14 protein-coding genes are annotated in these 15,613 nt (G+C 63.7%); 9 read left to right on the forward strand and 5 right to left on the reverse strand.

The genetic code is table 11. The annotated features are described in order from the left end of the window. Positions 1–70 precede the first annotated feature (70 nt). The 7 genes from AC1RZR_RS30155 to apnL all read left to right on the forward strand — a co-directional run bounded on the left by AC1RZR_RS30155 (position 71) and on the right by apnL (position 8,397). Complete coding sequence (locus tag AC1RZR_RS30155; RefSeq protein WP_477273284.1) at positions 71–898, forward strand: phosphogluconate dehydrogenase C-terminal domain-containing protein; 828 nt, start codon at positions 71–73, stop codon at positions 896–898. 336 nt (positions 899–1,234) lie between these two features. Then, complete coding sequence (locus tag AC1RZR_RS30160; RefSeq protein WP_481826902.1) at positions 1,235–2,176, forward strand: D-ribose ABC transporter substrate-binding protein; 942 nt, start codon at positions 1,235–1,237, stop codon at positions 2,174–2,176. Between the two features lie 94 nt (positions 2,177–2,270). Continuing rightward, entirely contained in the window at positions 2,271–2,915 is a 645-nt protein-coding gene (locus tag AC1RZR_RS30165; protein ID WP_481829148.1) for a DUF2291 family protein, read from the forward strand. Then, entirely contained in the window at positions 2,912–4,468 is a 1,557-nt protein-coding gene (locus AC1RZR_RS30170) for a sugar ABC transporter ATP-binding protein (RefSeq protein ID WP_481826903.1), read from the forward strand. The genes AC1RZR_RS30165 and AC1RZR_RS30170 overlap by 4 nt, the downstream gene beginning before the upstream one ends. After that, entirely contained in the window at positions 4,461–5,525 is a 1,065-nt protein-coding gene (locus AC1RZR_RS30175; RefSeq protein WP_477273276.1) for an ABC transporter permease, read from the forward strand. Before AC1RZR_RS30170 ends, AC1RZR_RS30175 begins: the two co-directional genes overlap by 8 nt. A gap of 2 nt (positions 5,526–5,527) precedes the next feature. Further along, positions 5,528–6,562, forward strand: coding sequence for a Gfo/Idh/MocA family protein (locus AC1RZR_RS30180; protein ID WP_481826904.1), 1,035 nt, complete (start codon positions 5,528–5,530; stop codon positions 6,560–6,562). Beyond that, entirely contained in the window at positions 6,559–8,397 is a 1,839-nt protein-coding gene (gene apnL / locus AC1RZR_RS30185) for a D-apionate lactonase (RefSeq protein ID WP_481826905.1), read from the forward strand. Before AC1RZR_RS30180 ends, apnL begins: the two co-directional genes overlap by 4 nt. A gap of 4 nt (positions 8,398–8,401) precedes the next feature. Here apnL and AC1RZR_RS30190 read toward each other — a convergent pair whose 3' ends face one another. After that, entirely contained in the window at positions 8,402–9,115 is a 714-nt protein-coding gene (locus AC1RZR_RS30190; RefSeq protein WP_481826906.1) for a transcriptional regulator NanR, read from the reverse strand. Positions 9,116–9,300: 185 nt separating this feature from the next. Between AC1RZR_RS30190 and oiaX the strand changes: the two genes are divergently transcribed. Both oiaX and AC1RZR_RS30200 read left to right on the forward strand, forming a co-directional pair. Then, on the forward strand, positions 9,301–10,551 hold the full coding sequence (oiaX, locus tag AC1RZR_RS30195; RefSeq protein WP_481826907.1) for a 3-oxo-isoapionate-4-phosphate decarboxylase OiaX: 1,251 nt from the start codon (positions 9,301–9,303) through the stop codon (positions 10,549–10,551). 4 nt (positions 10,552–10,555) lie between these two features. Continuing rightward, positions 10,556–11,890 carry a four-carbon acid sugar kinase family protein gene (locus AC1RZR_RS30200; protein WP_481826908.1) on the forward strand — a complete coding sequence of 445 codons (1,335 nt, stop codon included), beginning with the start codon at positions 10,556–10,558 and terminating at the stop codon, positions 11,888–11,890. Between the two features lie 104 nt (positions 11,891–11,994). Here the strand turns inward: AC1RZR_RS30200 and AC1RZR_RS30205 are convergent, their stop codons facing one another. The 4 genes from AC1RZR_RS30205 to AC1RZR_RS30220 all read right to left on the reverse strand — a co-directional run bounded on the left by AC1RZR_RS30205 (position 11,995) and on the right by AC1RZR_RS30220 (position 15,610). Next, entirely contained in the window at positions 11,995–12,327 is a 333-nt protein-coding gene (locus tag AC1RZR_RS30205; protein ID WP_477273264.1) for a hypothetical protein, read from the reverse strand. Between the two features lie 80 nt (positions 12,328–12,407). Continuing rightward, the gene (locus tag AC1RZR_RS30210) at positions 12,408–13,523 is read right to left on the reverse strand and encodes an ABC transporter substrate-binding protein (RefSeq protein ID WP_477273262.1); all 1,116 of its coding nucleotides are present in this window, start codon (positions 13,521–13,523) and stop codon (positions 12,408–12,410) included. Between the two features lie 67 nt (positions 13,524–13,590). Beyond that, positions 13,591–14,526, reverse strand: a complete 936-nt coding sequence (locus AC1RZR_RS30215) for an SMP-30/gluconolactonase/LRE family protein (protein WP_481826909.1) — start codon at positions 14,524–14,526, stop codon at positions 13,591–13,593. 28 nt (positions 14,527–14,554) lie between these two features. Further along, entirely contained in the window at positions 14,555–15,610 is a 1,056-nt protein-coding gene (locus AC1RZR_RS30220; RefSeq protein WP_379092613.1) for an ABC transporter permease, read from the reverse strand. Positions 15,611–15,613: the final 3 nt, after the last annotated feature.

Here is a 15,613-nt window from a genome sequence, read left to right on the forward strand (position 1 = left end):
AGCGTGATTATACCAGTTGATAAGTTGACGACGGACGATGCCGTCGGTGGAGATCAGGAGTAGTGACCAGATGACAACGATTGCGCTGTTCGGTGCCGGCGGAAAAATGGGTTACCGCCTATCCACCAATTTTCGCGGATCGCCCTACACGATACGTCATGTCGAGGTTAGTGATGCCGGCCGCGAACGGCTGAAGACCGGGCTGGGCTTCGATACGGTCAGCGCCGACGAGGCGCTCAAGGGCGCCGATGTGGTGATCCTGGCCGTTCCGGACACGCATATCGGCAAGGTGGCTTCCAGCATCGAGAGCAAGCTCGCCCCAGGCACGATGGTGGTGGTGCTCGACGCCGCTGCCCCATTCGCCGGTCATCTGCCGAAGCGGCCGGACCTGACCTATTTCGTCACCCATCCCTGCCATCCTCCGATCTTCAACGACGAGACCGACATGGCTGCCAAGAAGGACTATTTCGGCGGCGTCAAGGCCAAGCAGCATATGGTCAGCGCCCTGATGCAGGGACCGGAAGAGGATTACGCCAAGGGCGAGGCGATCGCGAAAATCATCTGGGCGCCGGTGATGCGCTCGCACCGCGTCACGGTCGAACAGATGGCGCTGCTGGAGCCCGGCCTTTCGGAGACGGTATGCGCCTCGCTGTTGGTGGTCATGAAGGAAGCCGTCGATGAGGTCGTGGCACGCGGCGTCGACAAGCAGGCGGCGCTCGACTTCCTGCTCGGTCATATGAACGTGCTCGGCGCCGTCATCTTCGGAGAGACCAAGGGCGTTTTCTCGGACGCCTGCAACAAGGCGATCGAATTCGGCAAGCCGGTGCTGATGCGTGACGACTGGAAACGCGTGTTCGAGCCGGACGAGATCGCCGCCAGCATTCAGCGCATCACCTGAATGAGGCCAACACAGGCGCTGGCCCGGAGTGCTTCGATGCGCCGGCGCACCATTGCCGACGCTCGGCTTTTGCCGCTCATCAGGTACATATCATCTGAATTTGTGATTGACTCATCATACCAGTTGGCTTAGCTGTTCATGGCTCGGATCGATAGGGTTTCGCAGGGAGTTCGAAGCCTGGACGAGTGGAGGACGGCTGGGGGAGCAACGATCCGTCGAGGGCAAGCCGGCAAACGGCTTTTAGCCCGAAACGGTCCGCGGTCCGCGCTGCCTGACGAATTCGGATGCAGACAGAGGCCTTGGTCGATCAAGGCAATTTTCAAATGGGAGGACTTCATGAAACTCACACGCAGAATGACGCTTGCGGCTTTCGCCGGCGTGCTGGCGCTCGGCACCGCAGCGCCCGCCTATGCGGCGGATCTCATCGCCATCATCACGCCTTCGCACGACAATCCGTTCTTCAAGGCGGAAGCCGTCGGTGCCGAAGCCAAGGCCAAGGAGCTCGGCTACGAGGCCTTGGTGCTCGTCCATGACGACGACGCCAACAAGCAGTCCGAGCTGATCGACACCGCGATCGGCCGCGGCGCCAAGGCGATCATCCTCGACAATGCCGGCGCCGACGCCACCGTCGCCGCCGTGCAGAAGGCCAAGGACGCAGGCGTTCCGTCCTTCCTGATCGACCGCGAGATCAACGCCACCGGCGTCGCCGTCGCGCAGATCGTCTCCAACAATTACCAGGGGGCCCAGCTCGGCGCACAGGAATTCGTCAAGCTGATGGGCGAGAAGGGCAATTTCGTCGAACTGGTCGGCAAGGAATCCGACACCAATGCCGGCATTCGCTCCAAGGGTTATCACGACGTAATCGACGACTATCCGGACCTGAAGATGGTTGCCCAGCAGTCGGCGAACTGGAGCCAGACGGAAGCCTATTCCAAGATGGAATCGATCCTGCAGGCCAACCCCGACATCAAGGGGGTGATCTCCGGCAACGACACGATGGCAATGGGCGCCTATGCCGCGCTTGCCGCCGCGAACCGCAAGGACGTCATCGTCGTCGGCTTCGACGGATCGAATGACGTGCGCGACTCCATCAGCTCCGGCGGCATCAAGGCGACTGTCCTGCAGCCGGCCTTTGCGCAGGCGCAAATGGCGGTCGAGCAGGCCAACGACTACATCAAGAACAAGAAGTCGCCGGCCAAGGAAAAGCAGCTGATGGACTGCGTTCTGGTCAATGGCGACAATGCCGCCAAGCTGGAGACCTTCGCGCTGACGAACTGAGCCCGCGTGGGATGGAATAGCGAGGGGCGAACCCCGGGTTCGTCCCTCGCCGCCATTTTCCATGGCCGACCATCATGCTGAACAACAGGCCGCCATGCTGAACAACAAGCCGAACTGGCCGATCCTCGCCGCGATGATCGGCATCAGCCTGACCGCCTGCAAGATTCTGCCGACGAAATCGGCAGACAGCGGCAATGCTCCCGCCTTCAATCCGGACAAGATGGTCGATGAGATGTGGGCGGCGAAGGTCGTGCCCTATCTCCAGCAGAAGGCCGGACCGTTTGCTGAGGTTCACACCCTGGCGAAAGCCGACCCGGCGGCTGCCGGCGCCAAATATGGCAATCCGAACAAGCAGGCGAATTCGCCCTGGACCTTCGCGGTTCGCCTGGAAGGCAAGATCGTCGCGGCAAATACGCAATCGCGCGCGGCGACGGTCGACGTCGATGTCGACGGCGACGGCAAGGCCGATGCGCGGGTGCAGATCGGACCGGCGGTGCGCGGTACCGCGCTGCGCGACAGCCTGGACTTCATCCAGTTCAACGACTTCACCAATCAGATCGACTTCGCCCAGTTCGGCAAGGCGTTCAACAGTTACGCCGACAAGACGATGCTGTCCAAGCTGCCGCGCGAAGCACTCGAAGGCCGCAGCGCCAAGGTGCTGGGCGCCTATACGCTGGGCAGCGGCCAGGATCTGCCGCTGGTGACGCCGGCGGAGGCAGAGATCGGGCCGAAGCCATGAGCACGCCCGCGGAGCGCGATGTCATCCTGAAGCTGGAGGACGTCTCCAAGGTCTATTCCGGCACCGTCGCGGTCAAGCGCGCCAATTTCGAGGTGCGCAAGGGCGCGGTCAATGTGCTGGTCGGCGAAAACGGCGCCGGCAAATCGACGCTGATGAAGATCATCGCCGGTGTCGAGCAGCCGACTGCCGGCCGCATCCTGCTGGAGGGTGAAGAGGTTTCCTTCTCGTCATCCGCGGATGCGGTGAACCGCGGCATCGGCATGGTGTTCCAGGAGCTGAACCTGTTCGGCAACATGAGCGTCGCCGAGAACATTTTCGCCACCCGCGAAATTACCAACCGTCTCGGCAAGATCGACCGCAAGCAACAGGAGCGCCGCGCGGCGCAATTCCTCGAGCGGCTGGAAGCCGGTATCCGCCCGGACATGCTGGTCGAAGACCTGCGCATCGGCCAGCAGCAGCTGGTCGAGATCGCCAAGGCGGTTTCGCTCGACGCGCGCATCCTGATCATGGACGAGCCGACGTCGGCACTGAGCGCGGCGGAGGTCGAGATCCTGTTCAAGGTGATTGCCGACCTCAAGGCACGCGGCGTGGCGATCGTCTACATCTCGCATCGGCTCGAGGAGTTGATCCGCATCGGCGACTACATCACCGTGCTGCGCGACGGCCGCATCACCGGCCAGGAAGAAATGAAAAACGTCGACACGCAGTGGATCGTGCGGCAGATGATCGGCTCCGACGCCAAGGACTTCGCCAAGGCCGACGGCCATCTTCCCGGAGAAGAGATATTCCGCGCCGAGGACATCTGCCTGCCGCGCGCCACCGGCGGGCTTGCCGTCGACCATGTCTCGCTGTCGCTGCGCGCCGGCGAGATCTTGGGCATCTACGGCCTGATGGGGGCCGGGCGCAGCGAGTTGTTCGATTGCATCATGGGTCGCCATAGCCAGGCCACCGGAACGATCTTCATCGCCGGCAAACAGGTCAAGGAGCGCGACACGACACGGCGCATCCGGCGCGGCCTGGCGCTGATCCCCGAAGACCGCCAGCGCGAGGGGCTGGTCTCGATCCTTTCGGTTGCCAGCAACCTGACGCTGGCCAGCCTGTCGCGCTTCGTGCGCCTGTTCCACATCCGTGGCACCGAGGAGAAGCAGGCGGTGACGCAAATGGTGCGCGAGCTGGCGATCAAGGTCGCCGACCCGGCCCAGGAAGTCTCGTCCCTGTCTGGCGGCAACCAGCAGAAGGTGGTGATAGGCAAGGCGCTGCTCACCGGGCCGAAGGTGCTGCTGATGGATGAGCCCAGCCGCGGCATCGATGTCGGCGCCAAGGCCGACGTCTTCCGCACCATGCGCAAACTATCACGCGACGGACTGGGGATTCTCTTCGCCACCTCCGATCTCGACGAGGTGATGGCGCTGTCCGACCGGATCGCGGTGATGAGCAACGGAAAACTGACCGGCATGTTCGATCGCGCCGAGGCGACGGAGGCGGCACTCATCGCTGCCTCGGCGCTTGGCCACGGACCGGCCCCGCATACGGAGACAATCGCCCATGACTGACATTCCGGCCAAGGCGGCTGCCCCCTCCGCTTCCGGCGGCTCGGTGCTGTTGACGCTGATGAAGGCGAGGACCTTCATCGCGCTGATCGCCGTGCTCGTCTTCTTCTCGATCGCGGCGCCGAACTTCCTGTCGACCGCCAACCTGATCCTGATGTCGAAGCATGTGGCGCTCAACGCCTTCCTCGCCATGGGCATGACCTTCGTCATCATCACCGGCGGTATCGACCTGTCGGTCGGCTCGATTGTCGGCCTGTGCGGCATGGTGGCCGGCTATCTCGTGCTCAACGGCATCGACCTGCAGATCGGCTATACGATCTATTTCAACGTCTTCGAGATCACCCTGATCACGCTGGCGGTCGGCATCCTGATCGGCGCGGTCAACGGATTGCTGATCACCAGGCTGAACGTCGCGCCGTTCATCGCCACGCTCGGCGTGCTCTATGTCGCGCGAGGCCTGGCGCTGCTGTCGTCGGATGGCCGCACCTTTCCCAACCTCGTCGGCAAGCCGGAGCTCGGCACCACCGGGTTCGGCTTCCTCGGCGCCGGCCGCCTGCTCGGCCTGCCGGTCGCGATCTGGATCCTGATCGTGGTTGCACTGGCGGCGGCCTATCTCGCCAAATACACGCCGCTCGGCCGCCACATCTTTGCCGTCGGCGGCAATGAACGGGCGTCGCGAATTTCCGGCGTCCGTGTCAACATGGTGAAGATGTTCGTCTACATGTTCTCCGGTTTCTGCGCAGCAATCGTCGGCCTGATCATCTCGTCCGAGCTGATGGCCTCGCATCCGGCAACGGGCGAAAGTTTTGAGCTGAACGCCATCGCAGCAGCGGTGCTCGGTGGCACCTCGATGTCGGGCGGCCGTGGCACGATCGGCGGTACCATCGTCGGCGCCTTCGTCATCGGCATTCTTTCGGACGGGTTGGTGATGATGGGTGTGAGTTCGTTCTGGCAGATGGTGATCAAGGGCCTGGTCATCATCGTCGCAGTCGTCGTCGACCAGGCGCAGCGCCGCCTGCAGAGCCGCGTGACGTTGATGCAGATGGCGAAGGCGGGCTGAGCATGGCGGAGTTGCGTGGAGCGCTGATCGGCTGCGGCTTCTTTGCCGTCAACCAGATGCATGGCTGGCGCGACATCGCCGGAGCCTCGATCGTCGCCATCTGCGACCGCGACCCGGAACGGCTGCAGATCGTCGGCGACCAGTTCGGCATTGCGAAACGCTATGGCGATGCGGCCGCTTTGTTCGAAGGCGAAACGCTGGACTTCGTCGATATCGCCACCACAGCACCCAGCCATCGCCCGCTTGTCGAGATGGCGGCGCGGCACCGCGTTCCGGCGATCTGCCAAAAGCCGTTCGCACCGACACTAGCCGACGCCAAGGCGATGGTGAAGGCTTGTGCCGACGCCGGCGTGCCGCTGATGGTGCATGAGAATTTTCGCTGGCAGTCGCCGATCCAGGCGGTGCGCGCGGTGATCGACAGGGGCGAGATCGGAACACCCTTCTTCGGCCGAATCTCCTTCCGCTCCGCCTATGACGTGTTTTCCGGGCAGCCCTATCTGGCGACCGGAAAGCGCTTCATCATTGAGGATCTCGGCATCCACATCCTCGACATCGCCCGCTTCCTGCTGGGCGACGTGTCGACGATCACCGCGAGGACGGCTCGCATCAACCAGGCGATCGCCGGCGAGGACGTGGCGACGATGCTGATAGACCATGCCAGCGGCGCCACGTCGGTGGTCGACTGCAGCTATGCGAGCAAGCTCGCCGTGGAGCCGTTTCCCGAAACGCTGATCGAGATCGACGGCAGCGATGGCACGATCCGGCTGGCACAGGGATACCAGCTTACGGTCACCGGCAAGAGCGGCACAACGGTCAGCGACGTCTCGCCGCCGCTGCTCTCCTGGGCATCGCGTCCCTGGCACAACATCCAGGAAAGCGTGGTCGCCATCCAGCAGCACTGGGTCGACTGCCTGACGACGGGTACCGAGCCCGCCACCTCGGGCACCGACAATCTCAAGACCTTCGCACTGGTCGAGGCCGCCTATGCAGGTGCCGCAAGCCGCGAGCCGGTGCAGCTCGACGCCTTGCTGAAATGACCGCCGACGCCTTCCTCCTCCATGGTACGCGTGCCGTCGAGGTCGAGCCGGTCAGGCTGAGTGCCGGCCTGCTCAGCGCCGACTTCGTCAACGGCAATCTGCGCACCATCCGCCATGGCGGCACCGAAGTGCTGCGGGCTATCGTCTACATCGTCCGCGATCGCGACTGGGGCACCTACGAGCCGGAACTGACCAACCTTGTCATTGACCAGGGCGCAGGCACTTTCTCGATCAGCTATTCGGCAAGCTGCACCGGGCCGGACGCAAGCCGGCTCGGCTTCCGCGCCACCATCAAAGGCTCCGCCGATGGCCATCTGGTCTTCGACGTCAGTGCGTTGCCCGAGAGCGATTTCGAAACCAACCGCTGCGGCTTCTGCATCCTGCATCCGATCGCCGGCCTCGCCGGCAGCCCGGTGTCGGTCGAACACACCGATGGCAGCGTGGTGGCGACAAAGCTTCCATTGCTGATCGACCCCTGGCAGCCGTTCAAGGATTTGCGCGCCATCACCCATGAGGTCCGGCCCGGCGTCAGTGCCGAATGCCGGATGGAAGGCGACGTGTTCGAAATGGAAGACCAGCGCAACTGGTCCGACGCCTCCTACAAGACCTACGTGCGGCCGCTCGCTTTGCCGTGGCCCTATATGTTGCCGGCAGGTCAACCCAATCGCCAGACGATCAGCCTGCGTATCACCGGCAACGCCAGCATGCCGGCTGCCGTTGCAACCGCCGAGCCGATCCGCATCGAACTCGGCGAAGCCGGACCGAAGCTGCCGGATATCGGCGTCATCATCTACCCCGATGAGGTCGAGACGGCACTGGCACGGCTGTCGACGCTGTCGGCGCTTGGCCCGCAACAGCTGATCCTCCACTACGATCCAACGCGCGGCCATGGACTCGACGCCTTGCGCTCCTTTGCCCGGCTCGCGGCGGCTTACCCAGCCCAGACGACGCTTGAATGCGTGGCTGCCGGCGTGGGCGATCTCGACGCTGAACTTTCAGCCGTCGCCGTCATGGTGCGCCAGGCAGGGCTAAAACTCTCGGCCATTGCCGTCTCGCCTTCGGTCGACCGGCAGTCGACGCCGCCGGGCAGCGCATGGCCGGAATGCCCGCCTCTCGAAGAGGTCTATGCCGCCGCCCGCCTTGCCTTCCCCGACATCCGCCTCGGTGGCGGCATGTTCAGCTATTTCACCGAGCTCAACCGCAAACGCGTTCCCGCCGACCGGCTCGACTTCATCACCCATTGCACCTGCCCGATCGTGCATGCCGCCGACGATCTCAGCATCATGCAATCGCTGGAGGCGCTGCCGTTCATCACCCAATCGACGCGGGCGATCTTCGGGGCAACGCCCTACCGCATCGGCCCGTCGACGATCCCCATGCGCCAGAACCCCTATGGCGGCGCGACCAAGCCCAATCCAAGCGGACAGCGTATCGCCATGGCCGATCGTGATCCGCGCCACGCCGGCCTGTTCGGCGCCGCATGGACGATCGGCTATGCCGCACGCGTCGCACCGACCGGACTGGAGATGCTCACCCTCTCCGGTTTCACAGGGCCGTTCGGCGTGCTGGCGTCATCTGGAGAACCCGTCGCAGAAGGAACACCCCGGCCGATCTACAGGGCTATCAAGGGGCTTTGCGAAATGGCCGGTCTCGCACATGTGGCGGCAAGGACGAGCGATGAGACCAAGGTGCTGGCGCTGGCCGGCCGCTCCGCCTCGGGCCACACCGTGGCGTGGCTGACGAACCTGACAGCGAACGACGTACCGGTCGACTTGTCAGCGCTTTGCCAAGACCAGTTCATGATGACGCCTTACGCGATCGTCCGGATCGGCTGAACCGTCACTTTTCGGAATTCATCACATAGAGGGCGCGCGAGCGCTCGAGATGCTTGATCATCGCCTTCTCGGCGCCGTCCGCATCCTTCTTCTCGATGCGCCCGATGATCTCCTCGTGCTCGGTCAGCGTGAACTTTTCCTTGCCGGTCCAGATCAGCATTTCGGTGTGATATTCCTTCAGCCAGCCGAGCATCGCCTCGCTGACGGCGACATAGATCGGGTTGCCGGAGATCGCCGCGATCTGGGTGTGGAACTTCATGTCGGCCGAGATGAAGGCTTCGGAGTCGCCGCGAAAGCTGCGCTGTTCGGCAACAGTGGCCCTGAGCCGCTGCACATCCTCGGCGGTAGCCTTTTCGGCTGCTTCCCTGACCATGCCGCGCTCGAAGAAGATGCGCGCGGTCTTGAGATGCTCCAGCGTGTCCTTCGATGACGACAGGATGATCTTGGCCGCGCCGTCGACCTGTTTGATGATCGACTTGGCGGTCAGTTGCAGCACCTTGGCGCGCTCGCCATGCGAGATCGCCACCAGCCCCATATTGCTCAGTGCCTGCATCGCCTCGCGGATCGCCGGCCGGCCGACCTCGAAACGCTCCATCAACTCGCGCTCCGAGGGCATGTCGTCGCCCGGCATCAATTCGCCGCTGGTGATCAGCCGCTTCAGCCGCAAGAAGACCTCGTCGGAAAGCTTGCGCCGGACAATCGGTTCCGAACGGTTCATCGTCGCGAATCACTCCCTTGACCCGGCCCTATCTAACACTGCCGCTAGAATTCCCGGAAATTGCCGTCGGTCGACCCGCCCAAAACTTCCAGCCGGATATGTCTTGCAATACTTATGTACTCATTATACCAGATTTCGAGCACCGGTGAACCTTTTTCGAAGGCTAGGGCTTGAGACAGCGAACCATGATCACCCTCACCTATCGCATCGAAACGTCTGAAAGCATCGAGGCACTGGCCGCCAAGATCGCCAGCGACCAGTCGACCGGCACCTTCGTCGCGCTGCCCGGCGAGACCGAGGAGCTGAAGGCCAGGGTGGCGGCGCGCGTGCTGGCGATACGGCCCCTGCCCGACGCCGAGCGGCCCTCCATTCCGGAAGCCGGCGATGGACCGTTCAAGCGCGCCGATGTCGACATCGCGTTTCCTTTCGATGCCATCGGCACAGACCTTGCAGCGCTGATGACCATCGCCATCGGCGGCACCTATTCGATCAAGGGCCTGTCGGGCATCCGCGTCGTCGACATGAAGCTGCCGGAAGAATATCGCGGCGCGCATCCGGGACCACAGTTCGGCGTCGCCGGCAGCCGCAGGCTGACCGGGGTCGGGGACCGGCCGATCATCGGCACCATCGTCAAGCCGGCGCTTGGGCTGAGACCGCACGAGACGGCGGCGATGGTGGGCGAGCTGGTCGCCGCCGGCGTCGACTTCATCAAGGACGACGAGAAGCTGATGAGCCCGGCCTATTCGCCCCTGGCGGAACGGGTGAAGGCGATCATGCCACTCATCCTCGACCACGAGCAGAAGACTGGCAAGAAGGTGATGTATGCCTTCGGCATCTCGCACGCCGACCCGGACGAGATGATTCGCAACCACGATCTGGTGGCGAAGGCCGGCGGCAATTGCGCGGTGGTCAACATCAATTCGATCGGCTTTGGCGGCATGGCGTTCCTGAGAAAACGCTCCAGCCTGGTGCTGCACGCCCATCGCAATGGCTGGGACATCCTCACCCGCCATCCCGGCCTCGGCATGGATTTCAAGGTCTGGCAGCAATTCTGGCGGCTGCTCGGCGTCGACCAGTTCCAGATCAACGGCATTGCTTCGAAATATTGGGAGCCGGATGCATCCTTCGTCGAGTCCTTCAAGGCGGTGACCACGCCGATCTTTTCGCCTGATGATTGCGCCCTGCCGGTCGCCGGCTCCGGCCAGTGGGGCGGGCAGGCGCCCGAAACCTACCAGCGAACCGGGCGGACGGTCGATCTTCTCTATCTCTGCGGCGGCGGCATCGTCAGCCATCCGGACGGGCCGGGCGCCGGCGTGCGCGCCGTGCAGCAAGCCTGGCAAGCGGCCGTCGACGGCACTCCGCTGGCCGACTTTGCCCTGAATCATTCCGAACTGGCGCGATCGATCGAAAAATTCGGTGACGGCAAGGCGGCTTGAAGTCATGCAGAACCTGCTTCTCAGCTACTATGGCGACGACCTCACCGGTTCGACCGATGTCATGGAGGCGCTCGAACTTGGCGGCGTGCCGACGGTGCTGTTCATGCGCCAGCCGAACGAGGCCTTGCTCTCGCGATTTGCGCATTGCCAGGCGATCGGTCTGGCCGGCACCAGCCGCAGCGAGACGCCACAGTGGATGGACACGCATTTGCGCGGCGCCTTCGCCTGGCTGAAGGCGCTGAATGCCGCAATCTGCCACTACAAGGTCTGTTCGACCTTCGATTCCAGCCCGACGATAGGCAGCGTAGGCCGGGCGATCGAGATCGGCCGCTCGGTATTCGGGCAGGACAGCGTGCCGCTCCTGGTCGGCGCACCGCAGCTCAAGCGCTACACCGCCTTCGGCCATCTCTTCGCGGCCTATCGCAACCAATATTTCCGCATCGACCGCCATCCGGTGATGAGCCGCCACCCAACGACGCCGATGGATGAATCCGACCTGCTGATTCATCTGTCGCGACAGACGGCGCTGAGCTCCGGGCTGGTCGACCTGGCGACGCTGCAGTCCGCGTCACGATCGGCTGCATTCGATCGCCTGACCGGAAACGGCACCGCTATCGTGCTTGTTGATGTCGACAATCTGGAAACGCAGGCTCTGGCCGGCAAGGAGATCTGGCGCGTCCGCAAGCCAGGCGGTTCGTTCGTCGTCGGCTCGTCCGGGGTCGAGTATGCGTTGCTGGCCGAATGGGCGTCGAATGACGTCGTCAGCGCTGGACCAGGCTTCACGCCGCCGGGCGCCGCCGACCGGATCGCCGTCGTGTCGGGCAGTTGCTCGCCGACCACCGAACGACAGATCCGCCATGCCCTGACCGAGGGTTTCGACGGCATCGAGGTTGATCCTGTCGAACTGGTATCGGAGGCTTCGGAGCTGGCGATCGCGGGTGCGGCGGCAAGCGGCCGCGCCAGCCTGCAAGCCGGGCGCAGCGTCATCCTCTACACCGCGCTTGGCCCCACCGCCGACAGAGGAGCCGAAATCGACCGGCAGGAAGGTGCCCGCCATAAGCTTGGCCGCGGCCTCGGCGAGCTGCTTCGCGCGCTGACGATCGAACAGAAACTGCGGCGCGTGGTCATCGCCGGCGGCGACACCTCGAGCCACGCACTCGGCCAGATGGGCATCGACGCGCTCACCGTGCGCATGCCGCTGCCGGCGTCGCCCGGCTCACCGCTATGCGTCGCCCATTCGCGGGTCGCGACGGTCGATGGGCTGGAGGTTGCCCTGAAGGGCGGACAGGTCGGAACCGACCGCTATTTTTGTGCCATCCGTGATGGCCTCAGTGGTTGACCATGATTTTATCGACTTCTCGTGTGCCGGAACCATCATGGTAAGCATTGAGGCTGGGAAAAGACTTCTCTGATCGCCGCTCGCCAGCTGCTTTGAAGTTGCGTTCAGGCAGGCGCGTATTCGTTGGCCTCGAAAACGTGGTGATGCACGCGGCCGGTGAACATTTCGAGCAGTTCGCGGGTGACGTCGCGGCTCTGAAATCTCACCTCGGATTGAAGCGCCCGGTTGCAGCTGTCCATGTCCGGATAGCGGATGGCGAGCGCCATGGCATAGACTGGTGCGCCCTCGTCTCGCGCTGTGCCGTCGAGGACGCGCACCTCCTCGGCTCCGGGAAACTGCGTCCACAGCGGCACCAGCCGTTCCCTGACGAAGCGCCGGAACTCGCCCTCGCGTCCAGCGTGAATCTCACCTTCGAAGAGGGCATAGCGGATGATCATGGCGATGGGTCCTGATGTTCTGCGTGGAAGGGGCCCGGCAGAGCGGGCGCATTGCATGATGCGCCCGCGCCGGTGGATGCCTACTTGCCCCAGATCTTCTTGTATGCGTCGCGGTAGCCATTGTCGGGGTCGAACGTGTTCTTCGGCCCACCGTCGAACTCGACATTGTCGGCCGTCACCACATGCAGCGGCGACAAATAGCCCGACCATTTTTCACCGGCGATGGCGCGGTTCAGCTCGTCGACCAATTGCCAGCCCTGCAAGTTGAGCGGTTCCGCGACCGTTACCTTCTGGAACTGGCCGGCGCGAATGCGCTGATAGGCCGATTCCGAACCGTCGCCGGCGGCAACATTGATCGGCGCGTCGGTGCCGGCCTTGCCGGCGGCGGCAAGCGAGGGTCCCATGAAGTCGAAATAGAGGTCGTTGATCGCCAGCGAATGCGTCCAGGCATCGCCGTATTTCTGCAAGAGCGAAGTGGTGAGCTGCGGCATGCGCTGCGAGGTCTCGGCGATCGGCGTGTCGACATATTCGAGCACCTTGCCGCCCAGCCGCTCGATCTCCGCCTTCATCTTGTCGGCCTTGGCGATGGCAATGGCGTAGGTCGAATCGGTGAAGATGACGACGCCGGGCTTGCCCTTGGCATCGGCATAGGCCCAGTCGGCCGCGGCCGTGGAGACTTGCATGGCGTCGGTCGACACGTTGGCGAACACGCCGCTCTTCTCGTCGGGCCCGATCACCGGTCCGGCATGCCAGGAGACCAACGGTATACCCGCGGCCTTCGCCTGTTCCAGCGCCGGCGCCTGCTCGACCGCGTCAAAGCCGTTGATGACGATACCATTCGGCTTCAGCGCCATGGCCTGGCCGAAGGCAGCGGTGCGGCCACCAATCGAACCGGCGCCGTCGATCACCTTGACCTCCCAGCCGATCGCCTTGGCCGCTTCCTCGACGCCGTTGGTGACGCCCAGAATGCCGCCGTTCTTGAGGTCGCCGGCAAGCACGACGATCGTCTTGCCTTGCTGCGCCTTGGGACCGGTGGTCGGACCATCCCAGGCGGTAACCTTCTGCGCATATTTTTCGACGACCGCCATGGCGTCGGCCATCGCGTCCGCCCGTGCCTGCCCGGCGAACAGAGCCGGTGCGGCGATGGCCATCGCCATCAAGGCGACGGATGATTTCAGGAATGTTCTGCGTTGCATGTTGGTACCTCCCTTGGTTTCAAGAAATTGCGTGGTCTTTTCGAACTCGGCTTTCGTTGGCGTCGTGTCACTGGCTGATATCGCCCGCCACAGGGCCTACGCCGGCCGGATGTGCGTTGACGTAGATGGCGTAGAGGGATGTCTGCGCGGTGATGTAGAGGCGGTTGCGCTTGGGTCCGCCGAAACAGACATTGGAAACGAGCTCGGGAACCAGGATCCGCCCAATCAGAGTTCCGTCCGGAGCGTGGACGCGCACCGAGTCGGCGCTGGAGGCCCAGATGTTGCCGTCGCGATCGACGCGGAAGCCATCGAACAGGCCTGCCCCGCATTCGGCAAAGATGCCGCGTGCACGCGCCGACCGGCCGTCGGCGGCAAGGTCATAAGCCCTGATCGCGCGCGGCAGGCCGGGCACATGGCTGGCGCCACTGTCCGAGACATAGAGGATCGTCTCGTCAGGCGAGAAAGCCAGGCCGTTCGGCTGCACCATATCGGTGATGATGGCGCTCACCGCGCCCGAAACCTCGTCGAACCGGTAGACATGGGAGCCGCCGATCTCCGCTCTGGCGATGTTGCCCTCGTAGTGGCTTTCGATGCCGTAAACCGGGTCGGTGAACCAGATCGTGCCGTCGGATCTGACCACCACGTCATTGGGTGAATTGAACCGCTTGCCCGCAACGGTTTCGACAAGCGTCTGCCAGCGTCCGTCATGATCGAGCCGGGAGACACGGCGCCCGCCATGCTCGCAGGCAACGACGCGGCCTTCGCGGTCGAGCGTGTGGCCATTCTGGTTGTTGCAATGGGTCTCGAAGACGCTCACGGAACCGTCGCCTTCGTCGTAGCGCAGCAGCCGATCGTTGGGGATGTCCGACCACAGCAAATGCCTTGCGGCCGGGACGTACACCGGTCCTTCCGCCCAACGGCTGCCGGTCCACAGCCGTTCGAGCTTGGCATGCCCGATCGTCAGCTTTCGAAACCGGTCGTCCAGAATTTCGTATTCGCTCATGTCATGATCCCCGGGGTGTCTCGGCTGGTCACTTCGAGGATTGCGTAACAGTCTTGGTCTTGGCCCTGTGGGCCGCGCCGCGCTTGCGCTGGGCGTAGCCGGCAATGCCGATGGCAACGAGCAGCGTCACGCCGTTGAACAGAGGCTCGACGAAGAACGAGCCGCCGAACTGCTGAATGCCGGAAATGCCGACCGCCAGGATGATGACGCCAGTCATCGTGCCCCAGACATTGACGCGTCCGGGCTTGATGGTGGTCGAGCCGAGAAAGGCGCCGACGAGAGCCGGCAGAAGATATTCCAGCCCCACACTGGCCTGGCCGATGCGCAGCTTGGAGGCCAGCAGCACACCTGTCAGCGCCGTCAGGAAACCCGAGGAGACGAAGGCGCCGATAACGAAGCGGCGCACCGGAATGCCGTTCAGCGCCGCGGCCTTCGGGTTGGCGCCGATGGCATAGACGTAGCGGCCGATCGGCAGATATTCGAGGATGATCCACAGGGCGACGGCGATCGCGAGCACGTAGAGGCCGGTGATCGGCAGCCCGAACACCATCGTGCCATTCAGCGCGTAGAAGCCATTGGGCAGCACGCCGACCACCTGCCGGCCGCCAGTGTGCCAAAGCGCCAGCGCATAGAGCACGGTGCCGGTGCCGAGCGTGGCGATGAAAGAGTCGATGCGGGCGACTTCGACCAGCAGGCCGTTGAGGAAGCCGGTTGCCGCGCCGAGAAGCAGCACGATCATCACCGCCAGCGGCCACGGAATTCCGAACATGGTCTGCAGGCTGATGGCCAGGATGTGCCACAGCACGATGCCGTAGCCGACGGTGAGGTCGATGCGACCCGACGCCATCGGAATCATCGCCGCCAGCGACAACAGCGCGATGATCGCCTTGTCGGAGATGATCGAGCGCAGGTTGAGCAGCGTCGGAAACGTGTTCGGCAGCAGGATCGAAAACAACAGGATCAGCAATACGGTGAGAATCACCAGGCCGTAGACCGGCAACAGCCGGATGATCTTCTGCCCCAGCGGCAAGCCCGCCATTTCGCCGCGGGTCGGTTCGAGTGCGCTGGATTCGATCGATTGCATGGC

Source organism: Mesorhizobium bavaricum, assembly GCF_056781655.1.

Excerpts from the sequence above, each read along its gene's own strand:
- AC1RZR_RS30155 (WP_477273284.1), top strand. The coding sequence starts at position 71 with ATGACAACGATTGCGCTGTTCGGTGCCGGCGGAAAAATGGGTTACCGC.
- AC1RZR_RS30160 (WP_481826902.1), top strand. The coding sequence starts at position 1,235 with ATGAAACTCACACGCAGAATGACGCTTGCGGCTTTCGCCGGCGTGCTG.
- AC1RZR_RS30165 (WP_481829148.1), top strand. The coding sequence starts at position 2,271 with ATGCTGAACAACAAGCCGAACTGGCCGATCCTCGCCGCGATGATCGGC.
- AC1RZR_RS30170 (WP_481826903.1), top strand. The coding sequence starts at position 2,912 with ATGAGCACGCCCGCGGAGCGCGATGTCATCCTGAAGCTGGAGGACGTC.
- AC1RZR_RS30175 (WP_477273276.1), top strand. The coding sequence starts at position 4,461 with ATGACTGACATTCCGGCCAAGGCGGCTGCCCCCTCCGCTTCCGGCGGC.
- AC1RZR_RS30180 (WP_481826904.1), top strand. The coding sequence starts at position 5,528 with ATGGCGGAGTTGCGTGGAGCGCTGATCGGCTGCGGCTTCTTTGCCGTC.
- apnL (WP_481826905.1), top strand. The coding sequence starts at position 6,559 with ATGACCGCCGACGCCTTCCTCCTCCATGGTACGCGTGCCGTCGAGGTC.
- AC1RZR_RS30190 (WP_481826906.1), bottom strand. The coding sequence starts at position 9,115 with ATGAACCGTTCGGAACCGATTGTCCGGCGCAAGCTTTCCGACGAGGTC.
- oiaX (WP_481826907.1), top strand. The coding sequence starts at position 9,301 with ATGATCACCCTCACCTATCGCATCGAAACGTCTGAAAGCATCGAGGCA.
- AC1RZR_RS30200 (WP_481826908.1), top strand. The coding sequence starts at position 10,556 with ATGCAGAACCTGCTTCTCAGCTACTATGGCGACGACCTCACCGGTTCG.
- AC1RZR_RS30205 (WP_477273264.1), bottom strand. The coding sequence starts at position 12,327 with ATGATCATCCGCTATGCCCTCTTCGAAGGTGAGATTCACGCTGGACGC.
- AC1RZR_RS30210 (WP_477273262.1), bottom strand. The coding sequence starts at position 13,523 with ATGCAACGCAGAACATTCCTGAAATCATCCGTCGCCTTGATGGCGATG.
- AC1RZR_RS30215 (WP_481826909.1), bottom strand. The coding sequence starts at position 14,526 with ATGAGCGAATACGAAATTCTGGACGACCGGTTTCGAAAGCTGACGATC.
- AC1RZR_RS30220 (WP_379092613.1), bottom strand. The coding sequence starts at position 15,610 with ATGCAATCGATCGAATCCAGCGCACTCGAACCGACCCGCGGCGAAATG.